This window comes from Bacteroides zhangwenhongii, from assembly GCF_009193325.2.
In the GTDB taxonomy this organism is placed as follows: domain Bacteria; phylum Bacteroidota; class Bacteroidia; order Bacteroidales; family Bacteroidaceae; genus Bacteroides; species Bacteroides zhangwenhongii.
Map to the genome: position 1 here is coordinate 4,257,594 of NZ_CP059856.1, position 25,552 is coordinate 4,283,145.

The window sequence follows — 25,552 nt, forward strand, 5'->3', positions numbered from 1 at the left end:
TGAAATGTTAGTCTCATTATTAATATCCACATATAATTGGAAAGAGGCCCTGTCTCTTTGTCTTTATAGTGCTTTTGTGCAAACAGTGAAGCCTGCTGAGATCCTGATTGCAGACGATGGCTCACGTGAGGACACACGACAGTTGATTGATGAAATGCGTGCGAAAACAGATATTCCTATTGTGCATGTGTGGCATGAGGATAAGGGCTTTCGTCTTTCAGCGATTCGTAATCGTTCTATAGAAAAGGCGAAGGGGGATTATATTATCCAGATTGATGGAGATATAATCTTAGACAGGCATTTTATTGCGGACCATTTAGAGTTGGCCGAGAAAGGATATTTTGTTTGTGGTAGTCGTGTGCTCTTGGGAAAGATGTCTACGACTCGTCTTTTAAAAGGAATTGAAAAATATCCGGCCCTTCTAAAACAGAATCTTAGGTTTGTGTTAAATGCTTTTCGTTCTCGAATACTTCGACGTTATTTGTCTAATCGGTATGCAAAACATACTATGTTGCGGATAAGAGGTTGTAATATGGCATTTTGGAAAGAAGATTTATTTCGTGTAAACGGCTACAATGAATCTTTGGAAATGTGGGGACAGGAAGATGTGGAAATTTCTTATCGGTTGATTCATGCTGGCATTCAAAAGAAACAATTGAAGATGGGAGGGGTGCAATTTCACCTTTATCATAATTTTGCTTCTAGAGAAAATTTAGAATATCATGAACAAGTTCTGAAAAAGGTTATCGAGGAAAAAACAGTATGGTGTGAAAATGGAATAGTGAAAGATAAGCAAAGTACTAAGCTGTCATGAAGGCGAAAGTCGTATTTGTTGTCACAGGATATGGAGAAAAAGTAAATGGGGGCGTTGAACAGCACTGTAAAATGCTGGCAGAACGACTTGTTGTGAACTATGATGTTGAAGTATTGTCGACATGTGTGCAGAATTACGTCAAAGGGGATAATGATGCACCTGCTGGAGATGAATGGATAAATGGAGTGCTTGTGAGGCGATTTATGGCGGAACCGGTTCACTCGGAGTTACATCGTTTTTATGTACGTAAGTCCAAATGGATCCGAAAACTTAGAAAGATACTTTATCAATTGAATGTTTTGCATTTTATAGCTGATGTATATCCTATCTGGCGACAAGTGAGTGAGATGGAGCAACGAGTGATGCAAAGTTATATGTTTTATTCCCCTCGTTTGATAGCTCATATACAAAAGTATAAAAATGAGTATAAAGCGATTATTCCGATAAATATATCTTATCCTCTTGCTTATTATACGTCATTGTGTGCTCCGGATAAAACGATTCTGATTCCTACTATGCATTATGAAAGTTCTACATTTCGAGCTATCTATACTGAAGTATTTACGAGTGTGGCTTATATTGGCTTTAATACAGTTTCAGAACAACGCCTTGCAGAAAATATCTTTGGTAGGAGAATGTCCCCTCATGGAATTATAAGTGTTGGCATTAACGCAGTTGCAGATGCTGATTGGGTTGATGTTAAGAAAAAGTATAATTTACCCGAAGAATATTTGCTTTATGTTGGTAGGATAGATAAAGGCAAATTGAACCATATTGTTCAATATTTCCTTCGTTATAAAGCTAAATACACGAACTCTAAACTTAAATTTGTATTAGTAGGTGGATTATTTTCAGCACCTGTTTCACATTCAGACTTGATTTATACAGGGTTTGTTAGCGAAAATGAGAAATATGCAATCATTCGCCATGCAAAGATTATGGTAAATCCTTCAAAATTTGAAAGCTTGTCGTTAATTCTTTTAGAAGGAATGTATCTTGGTAAGCCGATGTTGGTGAATGGAAAATGCGAAGTTTTAAAAGAGCATTGTAGTAAGAGTGGAAAGGCGGCTCTTGCCTATTGGAATAAGAATGATTTTATATCTAAATTGGCAAGTTTGGAGACTTCAAGCGAACTTCGTATGGAGATGGGGAGAAAGGGGAAGGTATATGTGGAAACATATTATTCGTGGAGTGTGATAATGGAACGATTAAAAAAGGCAATTGAATCAGTGTGAATGGACTGTTGAAATACATTGAAATGATGGAGAAAAAGGATATAGTTGTAGTTATTCCTGTTTATAAAACTACTTTGACGAAATATGAGGAAATGTCGCTAAATCAATGTGTAAAGGTCTTGGCTGATTATTCCCTTGTAGTAGTTAAACCGGTAAGCTTGGATATAAATGAGTTGTTGTCACGGTATTCGTTGCTGAAAGTTGAAAACTTTTCAGACGATTGCTTCTCTGATTTGAGGGCATATAACAAGTTGGTTCTCAAGGAGGACTTTTATCAGAGATTTGCCAACTATCAGTATATGCTTATTTTTCAGTTAGATGCATATGTATTTCGCGATGAGCTATTGGATTGGGCGAGACAAGGATATGATTATATCGGTGCTCCGTGGTTGCCAGAACAAATGGAAGGTAAGATAGGAAATAGTAAATATCTTTTGTTAAAGCGTTTCTTTTATAGGTTGATAAATAGTCCAAAGTTGAGGCGATGGAAATATTTTACATACGAAGTGGGAAATGGTGGCTTTTCATTAAGGAATATAACCAAGATGATAGCGATTACTCATAAATATAAAGATAAAATAACTCAATGGCTGGACGATGCAAAGCCTTTTTATCCGGAGGATGTTTTGCTTTTTGTTGAAATTAGGGAGAAACAATATCGTTTGAGGACTCCCCGTTATGATAAAGCACTGCAATTCTCAATGGAAGTAGGTGCAGAATGGGCATTTGATTATAATAAACGGCGACTGCCTTTCGGCTGTCATGCTTGGTATCATGAAGAGTATTATCCGTTTTGGTCTCGTTTGATAGAAAAGTATTAAAGATATGGTATCAATTATTATTTGTTCTGTTTCTCCTCATCTTTTAAAAGATTTGCAACAAAATATAGCACAAACCATAGGCGTGGAATATGAAATTATTGCAATTGATAATCGTGAAAAACATTGGCCTATAGCAAAAGTGTATAATTATGGAGCACAGCAAGCAAAGTATCCATATTTGTTTTTTGTGCATGAAGATATTAGGCTACTGTCTGATAAGTGGGGAGAGCTTATAATTTCTAAACTGGCAGAACCGGATTGTGGGGTTGTGGGTTTTGTCGGGGACAAAGCAAGATTTTCGTGTTGTAGTGGTTGGTATCAGTATTGTGATATGAGTAAAATTAGCTATTTCTATCAGAGAATAAAAGAAGGAAAGACCCTGTTTTTGGTAGAGAATGCTGATCTGAACCAGCCTTTTCAAGAGGTCATAACATTAGATGGTTTGGGATTCTTTGTGAGAACGGAAATTTGGAAAAAATATCCATTTGATGAGAATTTATTAACCGGATTTCATTGTTATGATATTGACTTCTCATTGCAGATAGCGTCTGCAAATTATAAGAATTATGTGTGTTGCTCTAATCAAATGTTGATCGAACATTTTTCGCAGGGAAACTTTAGTGATGCAAGTTGGTTCTCCACAACTTTGCGTTTACATGAGAAATGGAAACATCTATTGCCGATGAAAACTTCCGACCTTAATATTTCAGACAAAAAGATTCATAAATGCGAAGAATTGGCATCTTATGATTTTTTAAAACGGATATTAATGTCTAGTTGTGATATTTTACTTAAGAGAAAAGTTCTTAAAATGTTCTTATGGCGTCCTTTCTCATGGAAGCATTTGAAGAATAGTATTTCCGGCATTATAAAATATATGAGATATGCGTAAATTTGTGGAACAGAAAAATGGAAGTAGTATCCCCTTGGTCACAGTGATTACTGTAACTTATAATTTAATTAAAGGTAAGAGGGAGAAATTTATTATTCAATGTTTGGAGAGTGTACATAATCAACGTTATTCGAATATTGAGCATATCGTTATTGATGGGGCATCTGATGATGGCACTTTACCGTTACTTAAAAAATATGAGAGTCTAGGTTGGATAAAACTGTTTTCTGAACCAGATACAGGCATATATGATGCGATGAATAAAGGAATTTTAAAGGCTAACGGTAAGTATGTTAGTATTCTAAATTCAGATGATTTTTTTCACAATCCAGAAGGAATCGCAATTAGTGTTAAGTTGTTGGAAGATAATGAAGCTGATTATTCCTATGCGGATGCTCGTGTTCTTAAGAAGTCGGGTAGAAAATTTCAGTGGAAAGGAGATTTGTCAAAGTTGCTTGTTGGAGAGCATTATTGCCATCAGACCATGTTGGTTAAAACGAAAGTTTTAAGAGATATGGGTGGCTTCGATTTGTCTTATCGTGTTTCTGCAGACTCGGATCTGATGATTCGTCTTTATGCTCAGGGGTATAAACACCAATATGTTCCACACTGTTTTGTAACATATAGATATGGTGGATATTCTTTTCACTATGATGCTCAGTCTCGTAAGGATCATTCTACTTCTTTCTTTCATCATATAGGTTGTCATATTGGTTTAAGCGAGGAGGATTGTTTTCAACTTTGGCAACTGAATTTTATTGCTGAGCAAACGTATAAGGAACAGCTGGTGCTTGTTCATAAAGTGCCAGAAGAGTTTGGACGCGACTACATATATGCTGAACTGAAAAAACGTAATCCGCTTGGTGGAAAGCAGCCGGAGAAAAAGAAGTACTATCTGTTTGGCTTTATTCCTGCTCTTCAAATATCGTTTCAGAATAGTATTTATAGCTATTATTTGTTCGGAATATTCAACATTTTGAATGTTACGTGTTTGAATGGGAAATGGGAATATAAATTATTGGGTATTATTCCTATCCTGAAAATTAAATATTGCAAGTAGGTAGGCTTATATTCGGTATAACCGTCAATGGTTTGTTTTTTTGTGTCATTCTTTTTTGCTGAGTAATTAGAAATGATTAATTTTGCATTTTATATATAATAACTAAATTTATGCTGAAACAGTTCTTTACTTTAATGAAGCGATATATTGAACCGTATCGCAAGTATCTTGTGGGTTCTTTGATATTGAACTTCTTGTCTCAATGGCTTAATGTGTTTTCTTTTTTAGCTATAATCCCTATTTTGAATATATTATTCAAGATTGACACGAAGGTTTATGAATATCAGCCGATGGATTTGGCACATTTAAACAAGGATGTATTGATGAACAACGCTTCCTATTGGATAAACCAAATAGTAGAATCGCATGGTGCATTCGTCGTACTTATTGTTATGGGATGTATATTAATATTGGCGACTCTTTTGAAAACAGTTGGCTATTTTGCATCTTCTGCTATAATGGTTCCGCTTCGTACTGGTATTGTACGTGATATTCGTATTCAGGTATATGCGAAGGTGTTGAATTTACCTCTTAGTTTCTTCTCGGAAGAACGGAAAGGAGATATTATTGCTCGTATGAGTGCTGATGTTACAGCTGTTGAGAATTCTTTGACGAGCTCTATTGATATGCTTATTCGTAATCCTATAGCGTTAGTCGTATGTTTCATTACTTTGTTTTCGGTGAGTTGGCAAATGACTTTATTTGTAATTGTCATTTTACCTTTAGCAGGATGGGTTATGGGAGTTGTCAGTCGTAAACTGAAGCGACAATCGGCTACAGCTCAGTCGCAGTGGGGTGATATTATGTCTCAATTGGATGAAACATTGGGAGGTCTGCGAGTTATAAAAGCTTTTATCGCTGAAAGTAAAATGTTGGCTCGTTTTACTAAAACTAATAATGATTTTAGAGATGCGATGAATGAAATGGTGATACGTCAAAGTTCGGCTCATCCTATGAGTGAGTTTTTGGGAACGTGTGTAATTATCATTGTGTTATGGTTTGGTGGTGCATTGATCTTGAATAGTTCTTATGCTCCTATGGATGCTGCAACTTTTATTTTTTATTTAGTCATCCTTTATAGTATAATCAATCCTCTAAAAGAGTTTTCTAAGGCTTTTTACAATATACCTTTGGGACTTGCTAGTATGGATCGTATTGATATGATACTCAAAGCCGAGAGCCATATAAAAGATCCTGTTAATCCTTTACCTTTGGATAGCTTTGAGGATAAGTTGAGTTTTAAGAATGTTAGCTTTAGTTATGTTGAGGGTAGACCTGTATTGAAGCATATAAACTTAGAAGTAGCGAAAGGTAAAACTATAGCTTTGGTGGGACAATCAGGATCTGGAAAATCAACATTGGTTGATTTAATACCTCGTTATCACAATGTAGAGGAAGGTGAATTGCTGATTGATGGGAAAAATGTAAATGCTGTGTCTATACATAGTTTGCGTTCGTTAATTGGAAATGTGAACCAAGAAGCAATTCTTTTCAATGACTCTTTTTATAACAATATTACATTTGGGGTGGAGAATGCTACTATGGATCAGGTTATTGAGGCTGCGAAAATTGCTAACGCTCACGACTTCATCATGGAGACAGAGAAGGGATATGATACAATGATTGGTGATCGTGGCGGTCGTTTATCTGGTGGTCAACGCCAGCGTGTCAGTATAGCTCGTGCGATCTTGAAAAATCCTCCGATATTAATTCTTGACGAAGCAACTTCTGCATTGGATACTGAATCAGAACGTTTAGTTCAAGAAGCTTTGGAGCGTTTAATGAAATCACGTACAACTATTGCTATTGCTCATCGTCTTAGTACTATTAAGAACGCAGATGAAATATGCGTGCTTTATGAAGGAGAAATTGTGGAACGGGGAAAGCATGCAGAACTCATAGCTCTAAACGGATATTATAAAAAATTGAATGATATGCAGAGCTTGTAAGAAAAAATAATTTTATTCCTAAACTATATATGAAAATATTTCGAGAAATAAAAAAGTCTTTTGTTAATAGAATGATGTACTATGGTATATCTAATTCTAGTCTTTTTGATAAAAAGTGGTATTTAAGTCAATATCCAGAAATAGGTAAAGTTAATCCTGTTAAACATTATTTGGAAAAAGGATGGCGCGAAGGTAAAAATCCGTCAGAGAAGTTCTCTACAAATAAATATCTGTATGCATATCCAGATGTACAAGACAGGAATATGAATCCTCTTGAACATTATTTATTCCATGGAAAGAAAAGAGGACGGTTGTGTTTTAATGTAGGTCAGGTTGGAATTGAGAAAGCTAAAAAAACAAATAATAGACCTTTGGTTAGTGTAATTGTGGCAAGTTACAACTATGCGGATTTGCTACCTCAAACTCTTGACTCTATACTGTCGCAGACGTATACTAATTATGAGATTGTAATTGTTGATGATGGCTCGACAGATAATTCTATGGATATTATCAATCGATATTTATCTAAAAATGATAATATTAAGCTTTATAGACATCCAGGAAATGCAAATAGGGGACTACCTGAAACGGTACGTTTGGGGGTAATAAAATCTCAGGGAGAATTTGTTGCATTTTGTGAAAGTGATGACTTTTGGGACTCTCAGCATTTATCGAAGAAAGTAGATATAATCAATCGTTATCAAGAAGTAAAGATTATATCTAATAACGTAGAACTGTTTGGTGAAGAAAAGATGGTGAATGCTCGCAAAAAATATGTGGAGGATTTAGATGCCTTTTTATCTGTAGGAGGAAATAATCTGGATATTAACGGGCATAAAGGAATGAATTATATTCCTACATTTTCTGCTGTCATGATTAGAAAGGACGTTTTCCAAAATTTAGATTATAATACACCGATTCCCGCTTGGATTGATTTTTGGCTATATAGGCAGATACTAAAAAATGAGCTTCTGTTTTATACGACGGACAAACTTACGTATTGGAGGCAGCATAGCTCGTTTAATAATATAAATAATGCAGAAAAGTATACTGCTGAACGTGATTGGTTTATTTACATGAGTGATCGTTTGAATGGTTTTAAAATTTCGCGGCGGATTTTGAAAAATGTAAAAATATTAAAAGAATCACACCTGTTTGAACTTTCTTATTATAGTGAGAAGTATGCTGATTTGCTAGATGGAGCTGATCCAACAATGCATTATTTATTAGTGGGCTGGAAAAAAGGGTGTAATCCGTCGCCTTATTTTAATAATAATGCTTATTTAAGCAATTATGTGGATGTATGGTTGAATAATGTTAATCCTTTGATTCATTATGAACGCTATGGAAAGAAACAAAGGCTGAAAGTATTTCCTGTGGGAACGGAAGAACTTCTGGAAATTCAAGAAACAGATATTGAGATGGTCGGGAAATGGAGAGAAAAGACTAAAACTGTTTTGCTTATAAGTCATGAATTATCTTTGACAGGAGCTCCACGCGCTTTGTTGAATATGGCTATAATGCTAAAAAAAATAGGAGCAACACCAGTGATTCTATCTTTGAAACACGGACCTATGGAAAAGGAAATTTCTGAATTGGGTATCAAGTTGTTAGTAGAGCCATTTTTATTAATGAATTATAATTTGAGACATTGGTCCCTTTCTGGTTTTTTGTCAAACTTTGATGTTGTTGTCTTTAATACATTGGAAACTGTATGGCTTATTGAGCACTTCTCAGAAATAAAGGCAAGGAAAATCTGTTGGTTACATGAAGGGCGCTATTCTTATGCTGGGTGGACGAGATTTAAGGATCTGTCAGTATTATTCTCTTTGTTTGATAAAGTTTATGCTGTGGGAGAGTATTCTAAGTCATTTGCAGATCCTTATATTCTAGACAAAAATAAACTAGGTGTTTTATTATATGGCATACCTGATATTGAAATCAAATTGGCGAATAAAACTTTGGATAATAAGATTAAGCTTTTGTTGCCAGGAACACTTTCTGACAGGAAGGGACAGCTTATTCTATTGCAGGCTTTGGATATGTTGTCCAAGAAGGTTCGTGAACAGATAGATATATATATTGTGGGGGCTGCGATAGAGAAGAAAGTTGAAAGGGCAGTCAAACATTGTCATTATTCTTGTGTGAAGTATATTGGCGAACTGGAACATGAGCAGCTATTGCAATTGTTTACTAATGTGGATATAGCGTTATCTCCTTCATTAGATGATCCTATGCCTATTGTTTGTACTGAAGCAATGGCTTTGGAAAAAGGAGTGATTGTGAGTGAGAATACAGGTACGGCAAGTTTCATTGAAAATGGAAAAAATGGGTATAAGGTTCCTGCTGGTGATCCTTTAGCACTGGCCGAAGTTATAGAAAGAATGGTATTATATAAGGATAAACTGCCGATGTTGGGTAAGGCTGCTAGAAAAATATATGATGATAATTTTACAATGGAAATTTTTGAGAAGAATATTAAAGCATTAATAATGGGGGAATGAGGGGCAGGTTATAAACTGTTTTGGTTATTTTTGTTTTTATAGAAGAGCTATTATCTTAGTAAAAGTTTTGTTATGATATAGGTTGATATTATAAATCGGGCGATAATGAATAATATTCCAAAAAAGAATTTAATGTTTCTTTTGTATGATAGAGCTATTATCTATTTGATATTGACAATGTTACTTTATTTGAGTATGGGAGAAATGTTCCATAATATTCAGATACATTATATCAAAGATTACGCACTATTTCGAAGATGGGGAGATGCAATGTTGATAGCTTTTCCTTTGTTATTTATGCGAAAGAAAATTCTAGTTTTTCCTTATTTATTGTTGGTCAATGTGTATTTTCTATCTATAATCTGGTATTATCGTGTTTATTCTACAATAATGCCTCTGTCATCTTATTTGATGGTTTATAATTTGGATGGATTATCGCTTAGTGTTTTCCGACTCATTAAATTTAGGGATATATTGGTCGTCCTTCCTTCTGTTTTTGGGTGTATATATTATTGTTGTGTATATAGAAAATTAAAATGTTTCTTTTTGTCAAGAATCAAAATTGCACTTCTTTGTTTGTTGTTGTTTGGTGGTATTGTTGTATATTATGCTTGTAAGAGAAATCCTACTCCTGGTTATGCAACGTTAAATGGACTTTATACTATAGAGCCCGTACGAGCTTTTAAGGAATTTGGTATCGTTCATTATTGGATCTATCAGATTGGAATCTTTCAAGGTATTTCTGAAAAGGAAGAGCAGTATGCGAAAAATTTTATGTGTAGTATAGAAAATGGTAGTAATTGTGCAAAGAAAAAGGTTGAGGGTGGTAAGAACTTGATTTTGATATTGGTAGAGTCTTTGCATTCTTGGCCGATTGGAATGAATATTGATGGTATTGAAATTACTCCCCATATCAATCAATTGTTAAAGCAAGATAAGACAATTTACTTTTCAAAAGAAATGCCTCAGGTAAAAGATGGTAGATCTAGTGATGCACAATTGATTATTAATACAGGAATATTGCCTTTGGCTACTGGAGCTGTATCAGCTTGTTATGCCGCTAATACCTTTCCTTCTCTTCCTGCTGCTTTGAAGGAAAAAGGGTATACAACTGCTTCTTTTCTGTGGGATGATAAAAACTATTGGAATCAAGAAGCGATGTCTCGAGCTTATCAGTTTGAATGTTTATATGACCGACTTAGAGATTCGGAGAGATTTGAAGAAGCTGATGAACAGTTATTCGCAAAGGCACTTCCTCTCTTACTAAAACTTCCGCAACCGTTTTATGCACAGATTGTTACTATGTCTTCTCATGATCCATGGATTAGACCACCACATATGAAAACTCTTCTTGATAGTATAGAAATAAAGAATGAGGATGTAAGGAATTATATGGTGATATTGCAGTATGTTGATCAGTGTATATGGAAGTTTGTGACACAGTTAAAAGAAGAGGGAATATATGATAATAGTGTTATTGTGATAACGGGTGATCATGATGCTCTTCCTTTTAATGAGTATGAGGACCGTGAAGAGTTGAAAGGAGAGGATTGTTTTGTTCCTTTTATTATTCTGAATTCTCCACTTTCTTCGGAACATACTGATAAAGTTATTGGGCAAGTGGATATATATCCTTCCTTATTAGACCTGATGGGGTGTACTGATTATTCATTTACTGGTTTGGGTGAAAGTGTCTTTAGTGATGAAATAAGCGATTTTGCAACTTATAGAACAGGAATTTCCGCAGGAGGAGTGAATGTCTCGGATTCGGTGAAGAGACATCGGGAAGAATGTTGGAGACTGTCGGATATTATTCTTCGAATGAATTACTTTAAGACTAATACTATTTTAGCTCCCGATAAAAACTCGATGTAATTAGGGATATTCCTAAAATAATAAAATTAAAGGCAACTACTTCATTGCGAATTAGTTGCCTTTTTTGTATCTTTAAGCACTCCCCCCCCAAAAAACGGTTTGACGGCCAAAACGGGGGTAATTAAATATAAAAACACATGGTAAAGATACAAAAAATTTCAGAAATCGAACCTAGTTTAGGTTTTACCGAGTTCGATATACTAAAAAAATATCGTCAAAGTTTTGCAACGAGTGAATTAGGTCGGCTCCATTCTCTGTTTCCTTTCTCGGCACTGGCCCGCCAAATGCATTTGAAGTCTTCCGCTTTGGGTCGTAAAAGTTATTTTTCTCCTGAAGGTAAAATAGCCTTGATGGTCTTGAAGTCCTATACCAACTTCTCCGATTCACAACTGATCGAACATTTAAACGGTAATATTCATTACCAGATATTCTGTGGTGTTCAGATTGATCCTCTTCATCCACTGACCAATTCAAAAATCGTCAGTGCAATCCGTCAGGAACTGGCGGCCCATCTTGATATTGAGTCCCTCCAGCTTATTCTGGCTGAGCACTGGAAACCTTACCTTGAAAACCTTCATGTCTGTATGACCGATGCCACCTGTTATGAAAGTCATCTGCGCTTTCCTACCGATGTCAAACTCTTATGGGAAGGTATTGTATGGCTTCACCGTCATCTGTGCAAACATTGCCGTACATTGCACATACAACGTCCCCGTAACAAGTATCTTGATGTAAGCCGCGCCTACCTTACTTATAGCAAACTTCGTAAACGCAGGAAATCACAGACCCGTATGATTAAACGCAGGTTACTTCAGTTGTTGGAAAAGTTACTTGAGCAGCTGAAGCTGCTTCATTCCTCCTACAGGGACAGGCTTACACTATCCTCCGATTACCAAAGACGTTTCTCGGTCATACAGAGGGTCCTTGAGCAAGGAAAGTATTTATTTGCAGGTGAAAAAGTGTCCGACCGTATTGTAAGTATCGACCGTCATTACCTTCGTCCCATTATCAGAGGCAAGGAAACCAAATCCGTTGAATTCGGCGCCAAAGTCAACAATATACAGATAGATGGGATCTCCTTCATAGAACATATCTCCTTTAAGGCTTTCAACGAAGGAATACGTTTGAAGGACTGTATTCGTCTGCAACAACAACTGACCGGGGTTAGAGTGAAGGCGCTTGCAGCGGATTCAATCTATGCTAATAATGCCAACCGGAAATTTTGTACAAGATATCACATCAGTACTTCCTTTAAGCGTAAGGGCAGAGCTGCCAAAGACGAGCCGCTTCGTAAGATCTTACGGTCGGAACTCGGCCGTGAAAGAGCCACCCGCCTGGAAGGAAGCTTTGGAACACAGAAACAACATTACTCACTGGCCAGGATAAAAGCCAGAAACAGGAAAACGGAAATGCTTTGGATTTTCTTTGGAATACATACGGTCAATGCGGTATGTATGATAGAAAAGGTTGAAAAGAAAATAAGAAAGGCAGCATAATCTGACTAAAATGAGAGGTAAACAGGAGAGGTTTTAACTTCCCCTAAAAAAGACATGTACATAATGCAAGGTTGGAAGAGAAAACATAAGAATATGTAAATAATATTCTATAAAAAAGGATGAAGGAATGGGGAGTTGACAGAAAAAATTAAGAGAAAAGCTCACGTAAGGTAAAACTCTTCTCTTGATTTATGAGAAAGAGGAACATTTACTGAATATCCCTAATTAGTAGTTCTCCATTCGTGTCTTCTGCAAGCATTTCTACACGATTAAACTTATATCTTCATACTAACAAATGCAGGGCTTTAAATGTTGATATGCAAACTATTTGGCTTTTTATATTATTCTCTGCATCCTATATAGAACAATTCATTAGATGTTATCATTTAGTTCTGTAAAAAATGTTGTAAATATAGAGTAGATTGCAGAATAAAAACTGCAGTTTTTCTAAAAAGTGCTAGTTTTATTCAGCGATTTACTCTATATTTGTCTGTATAACCCCAAAACAAGAAATGATGGATACGCTTTATAGGTCATACCGAATGTTGCTTGACAACATATCCACTGATTTTATCCGTTATCTCCATGATGAGATAGAGTGGAGTAGTAGGCTTATTGCTATTTTAGGCCCATGCGGTGTTGGTAAAACAACTATGCTTTTGCAACATATCAAGCTGTATGATAATATTGACGAGACCTTGTTTGTGACAGCTGATGATTTGTATTTTGCGGAACATAAACTGTTTGATCTGGCAATGGACTTCTATCAGCATGGGGGAAAAAAACTCTATATTGACGAAATACATAAGTATGCTGGTTGGGCTCGGGAGATAAAGAATATATATGATCTGATTCCAAAACTGCAAGTCGTGTATAGTGGTTCCTCTATATTGGATTTGGAAGTCGGAGAGGCTGATTTGAGTCGTAGAAAGTTGGAATATCGTATGGTAGGATTGTCTTTCCGCGAATACCTTGCCATTTCGTATGGTTATCATTTACCAGTTTATTCTTTGGAAGATATACTGAAACATAAAGTAGATTTTCCTTATGCCGAGGTGCGCCCTATTTTATTGTTTAAGGAGTATTTACAGCATGGTTATTACCCTTTCTTTCAAGAAAAGGGATATTTGCTCCGTTTGCAAAGTATCATTAAGCAGACTTTGGAAAATGATATACCGACTTTTGCGAATATGAATATAGCGACAGCATTAAAGTTGAAAAGACTGTTATATATCATAGCGAAAAGTGTTCCGTTTAAACCAAATCTTACCAAGTTGGCGACTTTGCTTGATATGAATAGAAATACGGTTTCCGATTTGATGTGTTATCTGGAAAAGGCTGGAATAATTAATCAGCTTCGGGCAGAGACGGAAGGTGTCAGACTTTTAGGCAAAGTGGACAAGGTGTATCTGAATAATACGAATTTGGCTTATGCACTTTCTGACAATACACCGGATATTGGTAACGTGCGCGAAACGTTTTTCTTTTCTGCTCTGCGAGTTGTTTGTCCGGTAACTACATCGAATGTTTCTGATTTTACGGTAGGTGGTTATACTTTTGAAGTAGGTGGAAAGAATAAATCGCAGAAGCAGGTGCATGATGTGGAGAATGCGTATGTTGTGAAAGATGATATTGAGTACGGAATGCGTAATGTGGTTCCTCTCTGGGCATTTGGTTTTTTATATTGAGATGGTATATGTATGTTTGTACGATGTGGACTTAAACAGATTGAAGTTACTATTTCCTGAGTCGTCCTCGTTGTTTTGGCAAAAGTTTGCTTTGTTGACAGGAGTTACCAAGTCTGGATGTAAGCAATCAGTCCCCCCCGTATCTTATCCGTGCTTTTGAGAAGTGGTGTATATGTGAGCAGAGCAAGGTGCTTCCCAAGAGTCCAATCGGCAAAGCCATCGGCTACTTCTTAAATTACTCACGTCAGCTGGTGCGCTATACCATGGATGGCCGATATATGCTCGACAACAATCTCATCGAAAATAGTGTCCCTCCCGTAGCTTTGGGACGCAAGAACTATCATTTAAGAATCTTCAAAAAATAAGAGATGTCTCTTAGAAACTGGGACTTTTGCAGAGAAAAGTCGAAATTTTTAAGAGACATCCAAATATCTTTAAAGTTTATGCAATACGGGGTTTACTGATTGCTTACTTTTATCCTTGTTTGGGCCATTTAAAGTATTCTATCGGTTGATAATATTTATTCTCAGCTGCTGGTTTCTCAATACGGTCATTTATAAGATCACCTATATTCATTTTATATCTTTCGAGAGCAAGATAGAACTGGCATGTATTATTTTGTAGGTCGTCATCCAGGATATAAAATCCTTTTATAAAGTTCTGGTATGTCTGGCCTTCAGTGTGCGTCTCGATTGCATTATTGTAAAACATATTTGCTGTCTCGCTAAGGTATGTGGTTCGTAACATATTCCATGCATGACTTTCGAGTTTCTGTAAAAGCAAATCTCTGAATCTTTTATAATCGTTTATGACTTTTTCTCTATAAATATTCTCCACGGCTTCTTTTCGTAAAGTCCATATATAAAGATTACGGTATATTCCTCCACAGAAGCTGTTCGTGAATAGGGTGGAGCGGATTGTCGGAGATAAGAAATCGGTGATATAGGTTAGAGCTAGAATAGAATCGGAAATGAAAAACTCAACTAATTCTTTGTGGTCGGATACTTTTGATTTGGAAAGATAACTCTGCACTTTTTCAATTTTATCTGGGTCTATTCCATCTTTGCTTAATAAGTATTGTTCGTAGAGACTTTTGTTGATTGATATGGCGTGATCCTTGCATATATAATCATTTTGTAATAAAATATTCATCATGCACTCATTCAGGTTCACCTTAAAAAGTAGAGATATTACTCGATTATAAGTAAGTGAATCACATCGCAAATAAGTGAGTGATGGACTATTATATAAATCAAAGAATTCATCGGGTTGTATTAGGTTAAGCTTGAGTTTTATTTCGTAATATGCTAGTAGTACCTCTTCTATGTCGGGCATGATAGATGTCAGCCCAAGGTTGAACTTGGGTTTTATGTTTTCTGTAGTCTGGATATTTCTCCTAAATTCATTTATTTTAACTATATTGTCATAGTCTCGGTTTGAATATGTTTCTTCGATAGCTGTACATACAAATCTCCTTTGAAGTTCGATGTCAAAACCTATAATATTTCTAAAAGAGGGCAGTGAATTTGGGTGAGTGCGTATATATGCTGAAATGATATTGAATATTTTTACTATACATTGCGTCCCTTCCTTATTGTTTGCTGCTTTATAATGATACTCCATTGCTGCCATATAGTATAATATAGCTTTTTCTATTCGGCTGAAGGAATAATACCTTAGTTGTGATTCGTCATTAGTGAGGATAAACATTATTAAATCCTCCGTGATAGAATCTTCTTTTTGCGAACAACTTAGTTGCACGTTTCCCATAGCATCCAATGTTAATGCTGCTTGCGTTAGTTCGCTGTGACGGTATGATTTTAATTCTTTATTACGGATAGCACGAAGAAATTTAATAGCTTTAGGCATATCAGAAGGCGTACTTTCGTGGTCTATTAGGTTTGCTTTAAGTATGGTGAGACTACGGTTGTAATATCTACATGAGAAACATGGAATATTATTCGATTTTTCTGTGCTACGGCGATGAGCACAATTGATGACTGATGATATCCGTATTTGTATAGTATTAGGAGTATTCTCTAATATTGTACGGATGTGTGTCTTGATGTTACTATCCTTACAGCTAGCTTCGATATGGGTTGTAAATTGTTCAAAAGTGGAGATCCCGACTGTGGGCATACTAAGAGAACTCTTACAGAAAAAGTAAAGGATATTACTCGTCTGTTCTTTTGTCATTCCTAGGTTATAGCAGTAACTGAAAATTACATCTTTTATGTCATATCCCCAACTGGCAAATAAGTCCTCAATACTATTCTTGCAACGATAAAAGTGTTTGTTCTTGTAATATAATATATCTCCGATTTTTCGGAAGAAGTCAACGTTTAGTAGATATTTGTCTAGGCTGTTTGTGATTAGGAACATATATAATATTATTTTACTTACAACGATTGTTTTTGGGATTTTTTTTAATGGAAATGGAATTTCCAGTATATAGAACTTTGAGAAGATTCGTAGCGATGGCTTTTTATATTGATAAAACGGCGTTTATTTATCAATTGGTAAAGATGGGGAATTACTACTTGCTAGGGTCATCCTGCTCTTCATCGGATGGTAAATGGAGAAATTGATTCACAAGTACTGAACAGCATAGATTCTGAATCTGCTAATCCTATTCCGGTGATTATGAATCTTTTTTATAGACGAATATATTTATTGTTATATAATCATTCTTTTTGCATCATTCTTTTTGCATGATGGCTAAGAATTGTTATCTTTGGTGCAAAGAATAATTGTTGTATCATTATGAATCAGAATCCTTTTATTACTTCTGGGTATGTATCACCAGAATATTTTTGCGATAGAGAACAAGAGAGTGCCGAGATTATAATGGATATAGAGGGTAGGAATAATAAAGTCATGATTTCTCCCCGACGAATGGGGAAGACTGGGTTGATACTTCATTGTTTTCATAAGCCTGAACTTAGCGAGAACTATTATTGCTTCTTTATTGATATTTATTCTACGCTGAATCTTTCTGATTTTATTGTACTACTGGGTAATAAAATCTGTGAGGTGTTGAAACCCAAAGGAAAGAATGCCGTAGAAGCATTCTGCCGAATTGTCCGTTCTTTGGAATTCCGCATTAGCTTTGATTCTCAAGGGTTACTGGAAGCCTCCTTCGGAATTGGAGATATCAAAGATCCTCAGCGGACATTAGATGAAATATTCTCTTATATCAATACTGCAAGTAAACGATGTGTCGTAGCGATTGATGAGTTTCAACAAATTAGTAAGTATCCGGAGGCTCACACGGAAGCTCTGCTTCGTACGTATGTTCAGCATTGTCCTAATGCATCTTTTATCTTTGCCGGTAGTCAGAGACATATGCTGCAAAATATGTTTTTCAGTGCTTCGAAGCCATTCTATCATAGTGCTTCCGTATTGAGTTTGAAGCCTATTCCACTGGAGAAATACAGCGATTTTATTATCCGGCATTTTCGTGAATCGGGTAAACGGATTAGTGCGGAGGAAGTAGCGTATGTTTATGAATTATTTGAAGGGCATACATGGTATATACAGAGTGTTTTTTATCTGGCTTATTATATGACTACGGATATTTGTACTGCTGAAATTATTCGCAACGCCATTGAAAAGAAACTGGATGATAGCGGAGAGATCTATGAGTCAATTCTTTATGGTATTCCTGAAAAACAACGTGGATTACTTAAGGCTTTGGCTTGCGAGGGAAAGGCAGAAAGGATTCAGTCTGGAGCATTTATCAAGAAGTATAATTTGTCTTCTGCCAGTTCTGTACAGTCAGCGGCAAAAAGGTTGTTGGATAGTGATTTAATTACGACAGAAAACAATAACTTTTATTCCATTAGCGATCGCTTTTTAGCTATGTGGCTTAAACGGAAACTTTGCCTGAACTGGATATAAAATATTCATTTGTTAAGAGAGAATTATTGATTCATACTAGATGCATTTTGATTCTTCATCTCTCATATCTCTCATAAATTAATATAAACCGTTAATTACTAGATGGTTATATTATGAGAGATGCAGAAATCCAAAGTATCTCTCATACTTTTCTCCTTCATCTCTCATAGATTTCCGATTTATCTCTCATAATATCCTGTAGCCGGAACGTAGATGGGCTGTGTCGGTTTTCCGATATTTTTCAACTTGCCTTCCGCTTTCAACCGGCGGAGTTGCCGTGCCGCCATGCTTTGGGTGAATTCACAAAGCGATTGCATTCTGGAACGTGTCAGGGCGACATTGGTTACAAAATATTCCGTCAATTTATTATCTATTTCTTCTTGGGAAAGGGAAGCGGAGTGTGGTTTGTATTTTGAGCGTCGCACATGAGTAGCTATACATGCACTTCTTAGATCTCTATCGGCTTGGAAGCGGATGGATTTAAATTTCACTTTATCAGCACGTGTGCTGAGTGAATGTACCGGTTCGGTTGTTTGCAAAGTGATTTGAAAATAACCGATTCCGTCCAAATGTACTCTTTCTCCTTCGCGGAGATGATTTCCCATGCATCTGCTCAATTCCATCAACATAGCTTCTACTTCTGATTTTCCGAAAGTAGTTGCCTGATGAATTTCCATTGCCAACCTTTGAGAAGTGACGTGTTGAAAATTAACCACTCTTGGGTGGTAACTTGGTTCTTCCTCTTCTTTTTCCGGTTGGGGATTCTTGTAAAACTCGAATTGTATTGCCATTTCTGTTTTGATTTAATGGTGATTTATATGTCAGGCTACTTATGTTGTTGGCATATCTTGCCTTTGTTTTCGGATAATTTACCGGCATTGCAACCGTTCCACTCTAGTGAATGGTTCTGTGCACTACTGTGAACGGTACTGTTCACTAGAGTAGACGGATCTGATCACTGGAGTGGAACGGTTGCAATGCTTCATCAAAGATACGACATTTGGAGCTGGAAAACAAGAGATTAGACAGTTGTTTTCATATAAAATACTGTAAGTTGTTTTGTGGAATACAGCTTGTTGGGAGAGGGGGAAGAGGAAGTTTGAAAGAGGATACGAATATTCTTGCTAGTATGTCTCTTGGTACAATATTCTTAGAAAGTTGATTATTATTAAATAATCGTTATCTTTGTACTAAACAATCAATTATAGTTGAAGAAAATGAATTCTTTGCGTTATATCTTATCAATCACATTTTTTTTATTATCCACTTGGATATATGCTAATAAAGAAATAGATTCATTACTCAATGTTTTGGATCATGATATTAATAATTACAGCATATATGAAAAAAATAAGAAGGAACGCATAGAAAATTTAAAATCTATGACTGTTGCCCCTAATTCAATAGATCGTTATGCTTTGAACTTTTCAATTTATAATGAATATAAGACATATAGTTCAGATTCTGCATTTCATTATCTATACAAAAACTTGGCTTTAGCAAAACACTTACATAATTTTACTTGTGAAGTTGAGACTTTATTGGAAGAAGTATATTTGCTGACATGTGTAGGAATGTATCTGGAGGCTAAAGATATGTTATCAAAGATAGACCGTTCCACGCTTCCCTTTTCTCTCTTAGGACGATACTATATGTATTGTAAACGTTTGTACTTTGAAACAGGAGTAAGTTTGCCTAGAAACAAGCACACCTCGATGCATTATCGAAATATAGGTTTAACATACCGTGATTCCATACTACAGGTATTATCTCCTGCTGATGATGCCTATTTGTCAGAAAAAATGTTTCAAGCTAAAGAAATAAGAGATTATCAAAAAGCTTTATACTGGAATGACAAACGTATGGAATCAGCCACATTTGGCACATCTTTTTATGCCTTAGTTACTTATGACCGATCCGGCATTTTGAGAACAATGGGCAAAGACGATGAATCTTTATATTATCTTATTCTTTCAGCTATTTCAGACGTACGTTCAGCCATAAAGGAACAGTCTTCAATTATGAATTTAGCACAAATAATGTATGAAAGGGGGGATATCACTCGGGCAAATACTTATATCAATTTTTCATGGAGTGTGACTGAGGCATATAAAACTCGTATGCGAAATTGGAGACATATTATACCCTATTCTATGATTAATAGTCGTTTTCAAGGTATAATAAGCAAGCAGAATGAGAAACTTCAGTTTTATTTATTACTAATTACGTTATTGTCATTCCTGTTGGGAGTAACATTGATGTATGTTTATCGTCAAATGATGAACCTGAAGGTGGCTAAAGAAAAACAACAAAGTTTAAACAAGGACCTAACAGTTGCCAATAACAATTTTAAAAAAGCCAATTTGGAACTTTTAGACAGCAATAATATTAAAGAAGTATATATCTCCCGATTTTTTAAGTTATGTTCTACTTATGTAGACCGTATGCACAATTTTCGTAAACAAGTCAATAAAAAGTTGCTTAAGAAAGAGTATTCTGACTTGATGAAAATGACCTCATGTGCCAGCGATCTACTTGTCACGGAGCAGCAAGAACTATACGAGCATTTTGACTCAGCATTTCTACATATATTTCCCAATTTTGTAACCTCTGTAAATGATTTACTTCTTCCCGATGAACAATTTATACTGAAAGAAGGAGAACTACTAAATACAGAACTTCGTATCTGTGCTTTAATTCGCTTGGGTTTTGTAAAGAGCGCTCAGATTGCTGAATTATTACATTATTCTCCAACTACCATCTACAATTACCGAACACGTCTACGTGAAAAAGCACTATCACGTGATGTCTTCGAAGAAAAAGTGATGCAAATACAATAACAATAGCATTACAAAGTAATTACAAGAAGTATCATAGAGATTTTCTGCTAGAAAAATACTCTACCATCTACGGTTATATATTCTACTTTCTTAGTCTATGTGATGTGTACTAATTAGTAGATAATCAGTGTTTTATGTGTAAGGTGATGTTTTGAAATCTACTTCTTTCAATTTCACCGATTTAACGCTTTCTCTTTATTATTAATTTTATCACCGCAAATGAAAATATCATTTGTATTGTAATTGTTAATCATAAAATATAACGCTAATGAAGAAAAATTATTTGCTTTCCTTGTCCCATAGCAAAGGGATAACTATTAAAATGTTGGCGATGAACTGTTGTTGGATATTGCTATTATATATAGGTAGTATCTTTACAGCATGTTCAGACGAAGACTCAGTAAAAAAGAATCCGTATCTTTCCACATGTACGAGAGCCATGTTGAAGGAAGTAGTAGAAGTAAGGTTTCTGAATCTTGATAAGAAGATCAATATTCATATTGATTTCGGAGATGGAACTATAAAAGAAGGTATGTCTACTGATGTGATAACACATAAATATACCCAGAGCGGAGATTATACGATGAATATTACGGCTGGAGAGCATAAAATCCAAAAGCGGATAAGGATTTATAACTTGTTGGCTTTAACCGAAGCGATGAAACAGTTTAAAGATCCTAATTATAAAAAAGTATGGGCTATGACTCATCGGGCACATACAACCGATTTAACTATTCCCGAGAACTCGATTTCTTCTGTATCAGCGGCTATCAAGTCAGGTGCGGAAATCATAGAATGTGATACTCATGTAACTAAAGATGGCGTGGTTGTTGTATGCCATGATCAGACAATTAATGCGACCACTAATGGCAGTGGTGATATTACAAAGATGACTTTCGAAGAAATTCAGAAATATTACCTAAAAGATAGAAATGGAAATTTGACAGATGAAAAAATTCCAACTCTAGAAGCCTTCTTGAAAGCCGGTCGAGGGAAAATATATTTCAATCTGGATTATTCACCCCGTACTGCATCTACTAAACAAGTTTTTGATATCGTCAAAAAAATGGAAATGATGGAATCTGTATTCTTTTACTGCAATAGTGAACAGAAAGTAAAAGAAGTGTTGGATCTGGATAAGGATGCACATGCATATCCATGGGTCGGTGCACACAAAGCCTTGGTTGGTTTACCGGGGGCCTACTTTATTCAAGGCAGTTATATGACAAATGGCAAGAGTACTGATATGTCCAAGGGCATAGCAGATGGTATGATTGTTTCCATTGGTATGCTTGCCTGGACAGGTAGCGATGTTTCTGAATATGAACTGAATGAAGAATATTTAGATGATTTGCTCACCATTTTCCCAGACGTAAAAATGATTATGACAGATGTTCCCAAGGAACTTATTAAAGCTTTGAAACAACGAGGAAAACGTTAACCCTATGTCTTATACTAAATAATAACATTTATGATCAATAAATTACACAACCTATATTGTTGCATATTAGCTCTAATGATTACATTTTGGAGTGGAACAGATATTTATGCAACAACCATAAAAATGCAACAAGACCAGAAAGTAAAAGGAATTATTGTAGATGAAAAAGGCGAGGTCATAATAGGTGCCACAATTCAAGTAATTGATTCACACGAAAGAACCGTAACAAATATGGATGGTGAGTTCACTATTGCAGTACCACAGAATAGTTACCTTACAGTTTCATACATTGGTTATGAGACTCAAAAAATAGCAATAGGAAAACAAAAGCTGTTACGTATTGTCCTAAAGGAAGAAAACACACTCTTAAACGAAGTAGTAGTTGTCGGTTATGGAACAATGAAGCGCAAAGAAATGACTTCTGCTATTTCACACGTCAGTGCCAAAGATTTAAATCAAATTTCAAGCTTAGATGCATCAATGCTATTACAAGGAAAAGTCTCCAGTGTATCTGTATCCAACACAGCCTTAGCAAACCCTAACAGTACGGGCAGTATTCAAATACGTGGTATATCATCACGCAATGCAAGTCTCAGTCCACTCATTGTTATTGATGGCATACCTGGAGGTGACCTAACCAATATTAATCCTGCAGATATTGAATCGATTGATGTGCTGAAAGATGGAGCAGCATCAGCTATCTATGGTACTCGTGGTAGCAATGGGGTTATTTTGGTCAATCTTAAGAAAGGTAGTAAAGATGGACAAATTCATACTACATATAGTACATCTGTTACCTTCAATAAAGTGAAAAATGAGTTAGATATCATGAATGCAGAACAATATCGGGCATATTGTATACCATCCAACCCTCTGAATGATTTAGGTTCTAGTACAGACTGGTTCGATGAAATCACTCGTCTAGGAGTCACACACATGCATACATTAACATTATCTGGAGGTACTGCCCGTACAAACTACCGTTTGACGGTCGATTACCGGAATGCGGAAGGAGTGGACCTTCGTTCTGACCGCCGAGAATATGGGGCACGTGCAAGCATAAATCATACAACGAAAGATGGACTTTTTACATTTTCAGCCAATATTAGTCCTCGTGATATCAAACGTCAAGTCGCAGCTAATGTTTTTACAGGTGCTATCCAAAATAATCCAACAGTACCTGTTTACGATCCAAAAGAAAAAAATGGGTATTATCGCTTTCCTTCAGGTAGTGGGTTATATAACATTGTCGAGCGACTCACAGAAGAACAGGATGATACAGAAATTGACATTCTAGAATGGAATGCTTCTGCAGGTGTCAATTTACTTCCGCTATTTAATCCGCAAAACCCTAATATGGTACTGAAGTCTCAAATAACAGTATCGCAATATAAGGTAGACAAATTAATTGGTACATTTACACCTTCTACTTATGGTCCAAATGTGAATGCAGGAATAGATGGCAAGGCGAAACGTTCTTTTGCTAAAAGTTCAGACACAAACCTTGAATGGATAACGAATTTCTCAACTCGGATAAAAAATCATCAGATTCGTGCGATGTTAGGATATAGCTATATGTACGGTGTCAGTCAAGGGTTTGATGCTGAAAATTGGAACTTTGATTCGGATGCTTTAGGATACAATAATTTAGGAGCGGGTTTATACGCCTCTATAGAAGGGAAAACAATGATGGGATCATCTAAAAGTGACCATAAGCTAATATCTTTTTTCGGACGTGTCAACTACGATTGGAAAGAACGATATATGCTAACTTTTTCTTTACGTCATGAGGGCTCTTCCCGTTTTGGGAAAAATCATAAATGGGGAAATTTTCCGGCATTCTCGCTAGGTTGGCGTATTTCAGATGAAAAGTTCATGGACTCAATCTCTTGGATTGACGATCTAAAAATACGCTATGACTATGGTATGACCGGCAATCAGGAAATAGGCAATTACAAATCATTAGCAACCTATCAAGCTTTTGGCTGGTATCAATATAATGGAAATAGTTTCCACGTATGGGGACCAAGTAAGAACGTTAATTCTGAACTTAGATGGGAGCAGGGACGCAATCAAAATATAGGATTAGATTTTTCATTGTTTAAGAACAGAATCAGTGGTTCACTGAACTATTATATTCGTAAGCAAGAAGATTTGCTAGGGAACTACAATGTTCCTACACCTCCTAACTTGTATAGTACTATTTATGCTAATGTAGGAACATTGCGCAATACAGGGTTTGAATTCGATATCACAGCCAATCTTATTAGAATGAAGGACTTTACATGGAATATGACTGTGGTTGGTGCAACGAACAATAACAAGTTTGTTAGTTTCTCCAATGATATTTACAAAGGGCAGAGCTATTATTCAACCTGTGAGATGGCAAACCCCAATAATCCAGGATATCTGCAGCGAATTGAAGAAGGGCAACGGATAGGCAACTATTTTACTTACCGTTATGCTGGCGTAGATAAAGAAGGAGATTGGATGGTGTACAACAAGGATGGCAAAGCTATTTCAATTGCAGAGGCAACTGAAGATGATAAAAGTATCACAGGTAATGGCCTACCTAAATTTACAGGTTCAATGACTCACAACTTCGTTTATAAAAACTTTGATTTGACCATTGCTTTGCGCGGAGCATGTGGGTTTGACATTTTTAATGTACATGATTTTTATTATGGATTGCAAAGTGGAACAACCAATTTGCTGACTACAGCTTTTTCAAAAAATGCACATATTAAAAAAGGAATTAATATATTGAGCGACTATTTTATTGAGCCGGGAGATTATCTAAAAATTGATAATATTACATTAGGATACACGCTCGACATAAAGAAAAAGTACATAGATAGAATTCGTATCTTTGGTACTGCTAACAATCTGTACACATTTACAAAATTCTCTGGTGTAGATCCCTCAACCTATCAGATAAATGGTTTAACCCCTGGAACATTTGGGGGTAACGCAAACTATTATCCATCCGCTTTTCAATTCATTTTAGGTTTACAAGTTAACTTTTAAGATAAGAATA

The 25,552-nt window shown here is 35.9% G+C and carries 17 protein-coding genes and 1 pseudogene; 16 read left to right on the forward strand and 2 right to left on the reverse strand.

Annotation, left to right across the window (positions count from 1 at the left end; all coding sequences use genetic code 11):
• Positions 1-4 precede the first annotated feature (4 nt).
• The 11 genes from GD630_RS16860 to GD630_RS16910 all read left to right on the forward strand — a co-directional run bounded on the left by GD630_RS16860 (position 5) and on the right by GD630_RS16910 (position 14,699).
• Positions 5-814 carry a glycosyltransferase family 2 protein gene (locus GD630_RS16860; RefSeq protein ID WP_143867005.1) on the forward strand — a complete coding sequence of 270 codons (810 nt, stop codon included), beginning with the start codon at positions 5-7 and terminating at the stop codon, positions 812-814.
• On the forward strand, positions 811-2,049 hold the full coding sequence (locus GD630_RS16865; protein WP_143867003.1) for a glycosyltransferase family 4 protein: 1,239 nt from the start codon (positions 811-813) through the stop codon (positions 2,047-2,049). Before GD630_RS16860 ends, GD630_RS16865 begins: the two co-directional genes overlap by 4 nt.
• 23 nt (positions 2,050-2,072) lie before the next feature.
• Positions 2,073-2,870 (forward strand): DUF5672 family protein, encoded by a 798-nt coding sequence (locus tag GD630_RS16870; RefSeq protein ID WP_229118699.1) that lies wholly within the window; start codon positions 2,073-2,075, stop codon positions 2,868-2,870.
• Positions 2,871-2,874: 4 nt separating this feature from the next.
• The gene (locus tag GD630_RS16875; protein ID WP_143866999.1) at positions 2,875-3,762 is read left to right on the forward strand and encodes a glycosyltransferase; all 888 of its coding nucleotides are present in this window, start codon (positions 2,875-2,877) and stop codon (positions 3,760-3,762) included.
• A complete protein-coding gene (locus tag GD630_RS16880; protein ID WP_143866997.1) occupies positions 3,755-4,822 on the forward strand; it encodes a glycosyltransferase family 2 protein in 1,068 nt (355 codons plus the stop codon). The genes GD630_RS16875 and GD630_RS16880 overlap by 8 nt, the downstream gene beginning before the upstream one ends.
• 110 nt (positions 4,823-4,932) lie before the next feature.
• Positions 4,933-6,771 (forward strand): ABC transporter ATP-binding protein, encoded by a 1,839-nt coding sequence (locus GD630_RS16885; RefSeq protein WP_143866995.1) that lies wholly within the window; start codon positions 4,933-4,935, stop codon positions 6,769-6,771.
• 29 nt (positions 6,772-6,800) lie between these two features.
• Positions 6,801-9,275, forward strand: a complete 2,475-nt coding sequence (locus tag GD630_RS16890) for a glycosyltransferase (RefSeq protein ID WP_143866993.1) — start codon at positions 6,801-6,803, stop codon at positions 9,273-9,275.
• A gap of 105 nt (positions 9,276-9,380) precedes the next feature.
• A complete protein-coding gene (locus GD630_RS16895) occupies positions 9,381-11,150 on the forward strand; it encodes an LTA synthase family protein (RefSeq protein WP_143866991.1) in 1,770 nt (589 codons plus the stop codon).
• Positions 11,151-11,287: 137 nt separating this feature from the next.
• A complete protein-coding gene (locus GD630_RS16900; protein ID WP_182505647.1) occupies positions 11,288-12,646 on the forward strand; it encodes a transposase in 1,359 nt (452 codons plus the stop codon).
• Between the two features lie 515 nt (positions 12,647-13,161).
• A complete protein-coding gene (locus GD630_RS16905) occupies positions 13,162-14,334 on the forward strand; it encodes an ATP-binding protein (protein ID WP_143865203.1) in 1,173 nt (390 codons plus the stop codon).
• 146 nt (positions 14,335-14,480) lie between these two features.
• Positions 14,481-14,699 (forward strand): IS66 family transposase, encoded by a 219-nt coding sequence (locus GD630_RS16910; protein WP_262890836.1) that lies wholly within the window; start codon positions 14,481-14,483, stop codon positions 14,697-14,699.
• A 109-nt stretch (positions 14,700-14,808) separates the two neighbouring features.
• Here GD630_RS16910 and GD630_RS16915 read toward each other — a convergent pair whose 3' ends face one another.
• Positions 14,809-16,203 (reverse strand): hypothetical protein, encoded by a 1,395-nt coding sequence (locus tag GD630_RS16915; protein WP_143865194.1) that lies wholly within the window; start codon positions 16,201-16,203, stop codon positions 14,809-14,811.
• 681 nt (positions 16,204-16,884) lie between these two features.
• Between GD630_RS16915 and GD630_RS21670 the strand changes: the two are divergent.
• Both GD630_RS21670 and GD630_RS16920 read left to right on the forward strand, forming a co-directional pair.
• A pseudogene (locus GD630_RS21670) lies at positions 16,885-17,001 on the forward strand (AAA family ATPase); the annotation flags it as partial.
• Positions 17,002-17,097: 96 nt separating this feature from the next.
• Positions 17,098-18,234, forward strand: coding sequence for an AAA family ATPase (locus GD630_RS16920; protein ID WP_007763158.1), 1,137 nt, complete (start codon positions 17,098-17,100; stop codon positions 18,232-18,234).
• A 179-nt stretch (positions 18,235-18,413) separates the two neighbouring features.
• Here GD630_RS16920 and GD630_RS16925 read toward each other — a convergent pair whose 3' ends face one another.
• Positions 18,414-19,025: an HU family DNA-binding protein gene (locus tag GD630_RS16925; protein WP_143865193.1), complete on the reverse strand. Its 612-nt coding sequence runs from the start codon at positions 19,023-19,025 to the stop codon at positions 18,414-18,416.
• Between the two features lie 426 nt (positions 19,026-19,451).
• Between GD630_RS16925 and GD630_RS16930 the strand changes: the two genes are divergently transcribed.
• The 3 genes from GD630_RS16930 to GD630_RS16940 all read left to right on the forward strand — a co-directional run bounded on the left by GD630_RS16930 (position 19,452) and on the right by GD630_RS16940 (position 25,542).
• Positions 19,452-21,074, forward strand: coding sequence for a DUF6377 domain-containing protein (locus GD630_RS16930; RefSeq protein WP_143865202.1), 1,623 nt, complete (start codon positions 19,452-19,454; stop codon positions 21,072-21,074).
• 268 nt (positions 21,075-21,342) lie between these two features.
• Positions 21,343-22,515 carry a glycerophosphodiester phosphodiesterase family protein gene (locus GD630_RS16935; protein ID WP_143865192.1) on the forward strand — a complete coding sequence of 391 codons (1,173 nt, stop codon included), beginning with the start codon at positions 21,343-21,345 and terminating at the stop codon, positions 22,513-22,515.
• A gap of 123 nt (positions 22,516-22,638) precedes the next feature.
• Entirely contained in the window at positions 22,639-25,542 is a 2,904-nt protein-coding gene (locus tag GD630_RS16940) for a SusC/RagA family TonB-linked outer membrane protein (RefSeq protein WP_394368265.1), read from the forward strand.
• The last annotated feature ends 10 nt before the right edge of the window (positions 25,543-25,552 follow it).

What these genes read in the sequence shown, in the direction of transcription:
- GD630_RS16860 (WP_143867005.1), top strand. Translation starts at nt 5, where the DNA reads ATGTTAGTCTCATTATTAATATCCACATATAATTGGAAAGAGGCCCTG.
- GD630_RS16865 (WP_143867003.1), top strand. Translation starts at nt 811, where the DNA reads ATGAAGGCGAAAGTCGTATTTGTTGTCACAGGATATGGAGAAAAAGTA.
- GD630_RS16870 (WP_229118699.1), top strand. Translation starts at nt 2,073, where the DNA reads ATGATGGAGAAAAAGGATATAGTTGTAGTTATTCCTGTTTATAAAACT.
- GD630_RS16875 (WP_143866999.1), top strand. Translation starts at nt 2,875, where the DNA reads ATGGTATCAATTATTATTTGTTCTGTTTCTCCTCATCTTTTAAAAGAT.
- GD630_RS16880 (WP_143866997.1), top strand. Translation starts at nt 3,755, where the DNA reads ATGCGTAAATTTGTGGAACAGAAAAATGGAAGTAGTATCCCCTTGGTC.
- GD630_RS16885 (WP_143866995.1), top strand. Translation starts at nt 4,933, where the DNA reads ATGCTGAAACAGTTCTTTACTTTAATGAAGCGATATATTGAACCGTAT.
- GD630_RS16890 (WP_143866993.1), top strand. Translation starts at nt 6,801, where the DNA reads ATGAAAATATTTCGAGAAATAAAAAAGTCTTTTGTTAATAGAATGATG.
- GD630_RS16895 (WP_143866991.1), top strand. Translation starts at nt 9,381, where the DNA reads ATGAATAATATTCCAAAAAAGAATTTAATGTTTCTTTTGTATGATAGA.
- GD630_RS16900 (WP_182505647.1), top strand. Translation starts at nt 11,288, where the DNA reads ATGGTAAAGATACAAAAAATTTCAGAAATCGAACCTAGTTTAGGTTTT.
- GD630_RS16905 (WP_143865203.1), top strand. Translation starts at nt 13,162, where the DNA reads ATGGATACGCTTTATAGGTCATACCGAATGTTGCTTGACAACATATCC.
- GD630_RS16915 (WP_143865194.1), bottom strand. Translation starts at nt 16,203, where the DNA reads ATGCCTAAAGCTATTAAATTTCTTCGTGCTATCCGTAATAAAGAATTA.
- GD630_RS16920 (WP_007763158.1), top strand. Translation starts at nt 17,098, where the DNA reads ATGAATCAGAATCCTTTTATTACTTCTGGGTATGTATCACCAGAATAT.
- GD630_RS16925 (WP_143865193.1), bottom strand. Translation starts at nt 19,025, where the DNA reads ATGGCAATACAATTCGAGTTTTACAAGAATCCCCAACCGGAAAAAGAA.
- GD630_RS16930 (WP_143865202.1), top strand. Translation starts at nt 19,452, where the DNA reads ATGAATTCTTTGCGTTATATCTTATCAATCACATTTTTTTTATTATCC.
- GD630_RS16935 (WP_143865192.1), top strand. Translation starts at nt 21,343, where the DNA reads ATGAAGAAAAATTATTTGCTTTCCTTGTCCCATAGCAAAGGGATAACT.
- GD630_RS16940 (WP_394368265.1), top strand. Translation starts at nt 22,639, where the DNA reads ATGCAACAAGACCAGAAAGTAAAAGGAATTATTGTAGATGAAAAAGGC.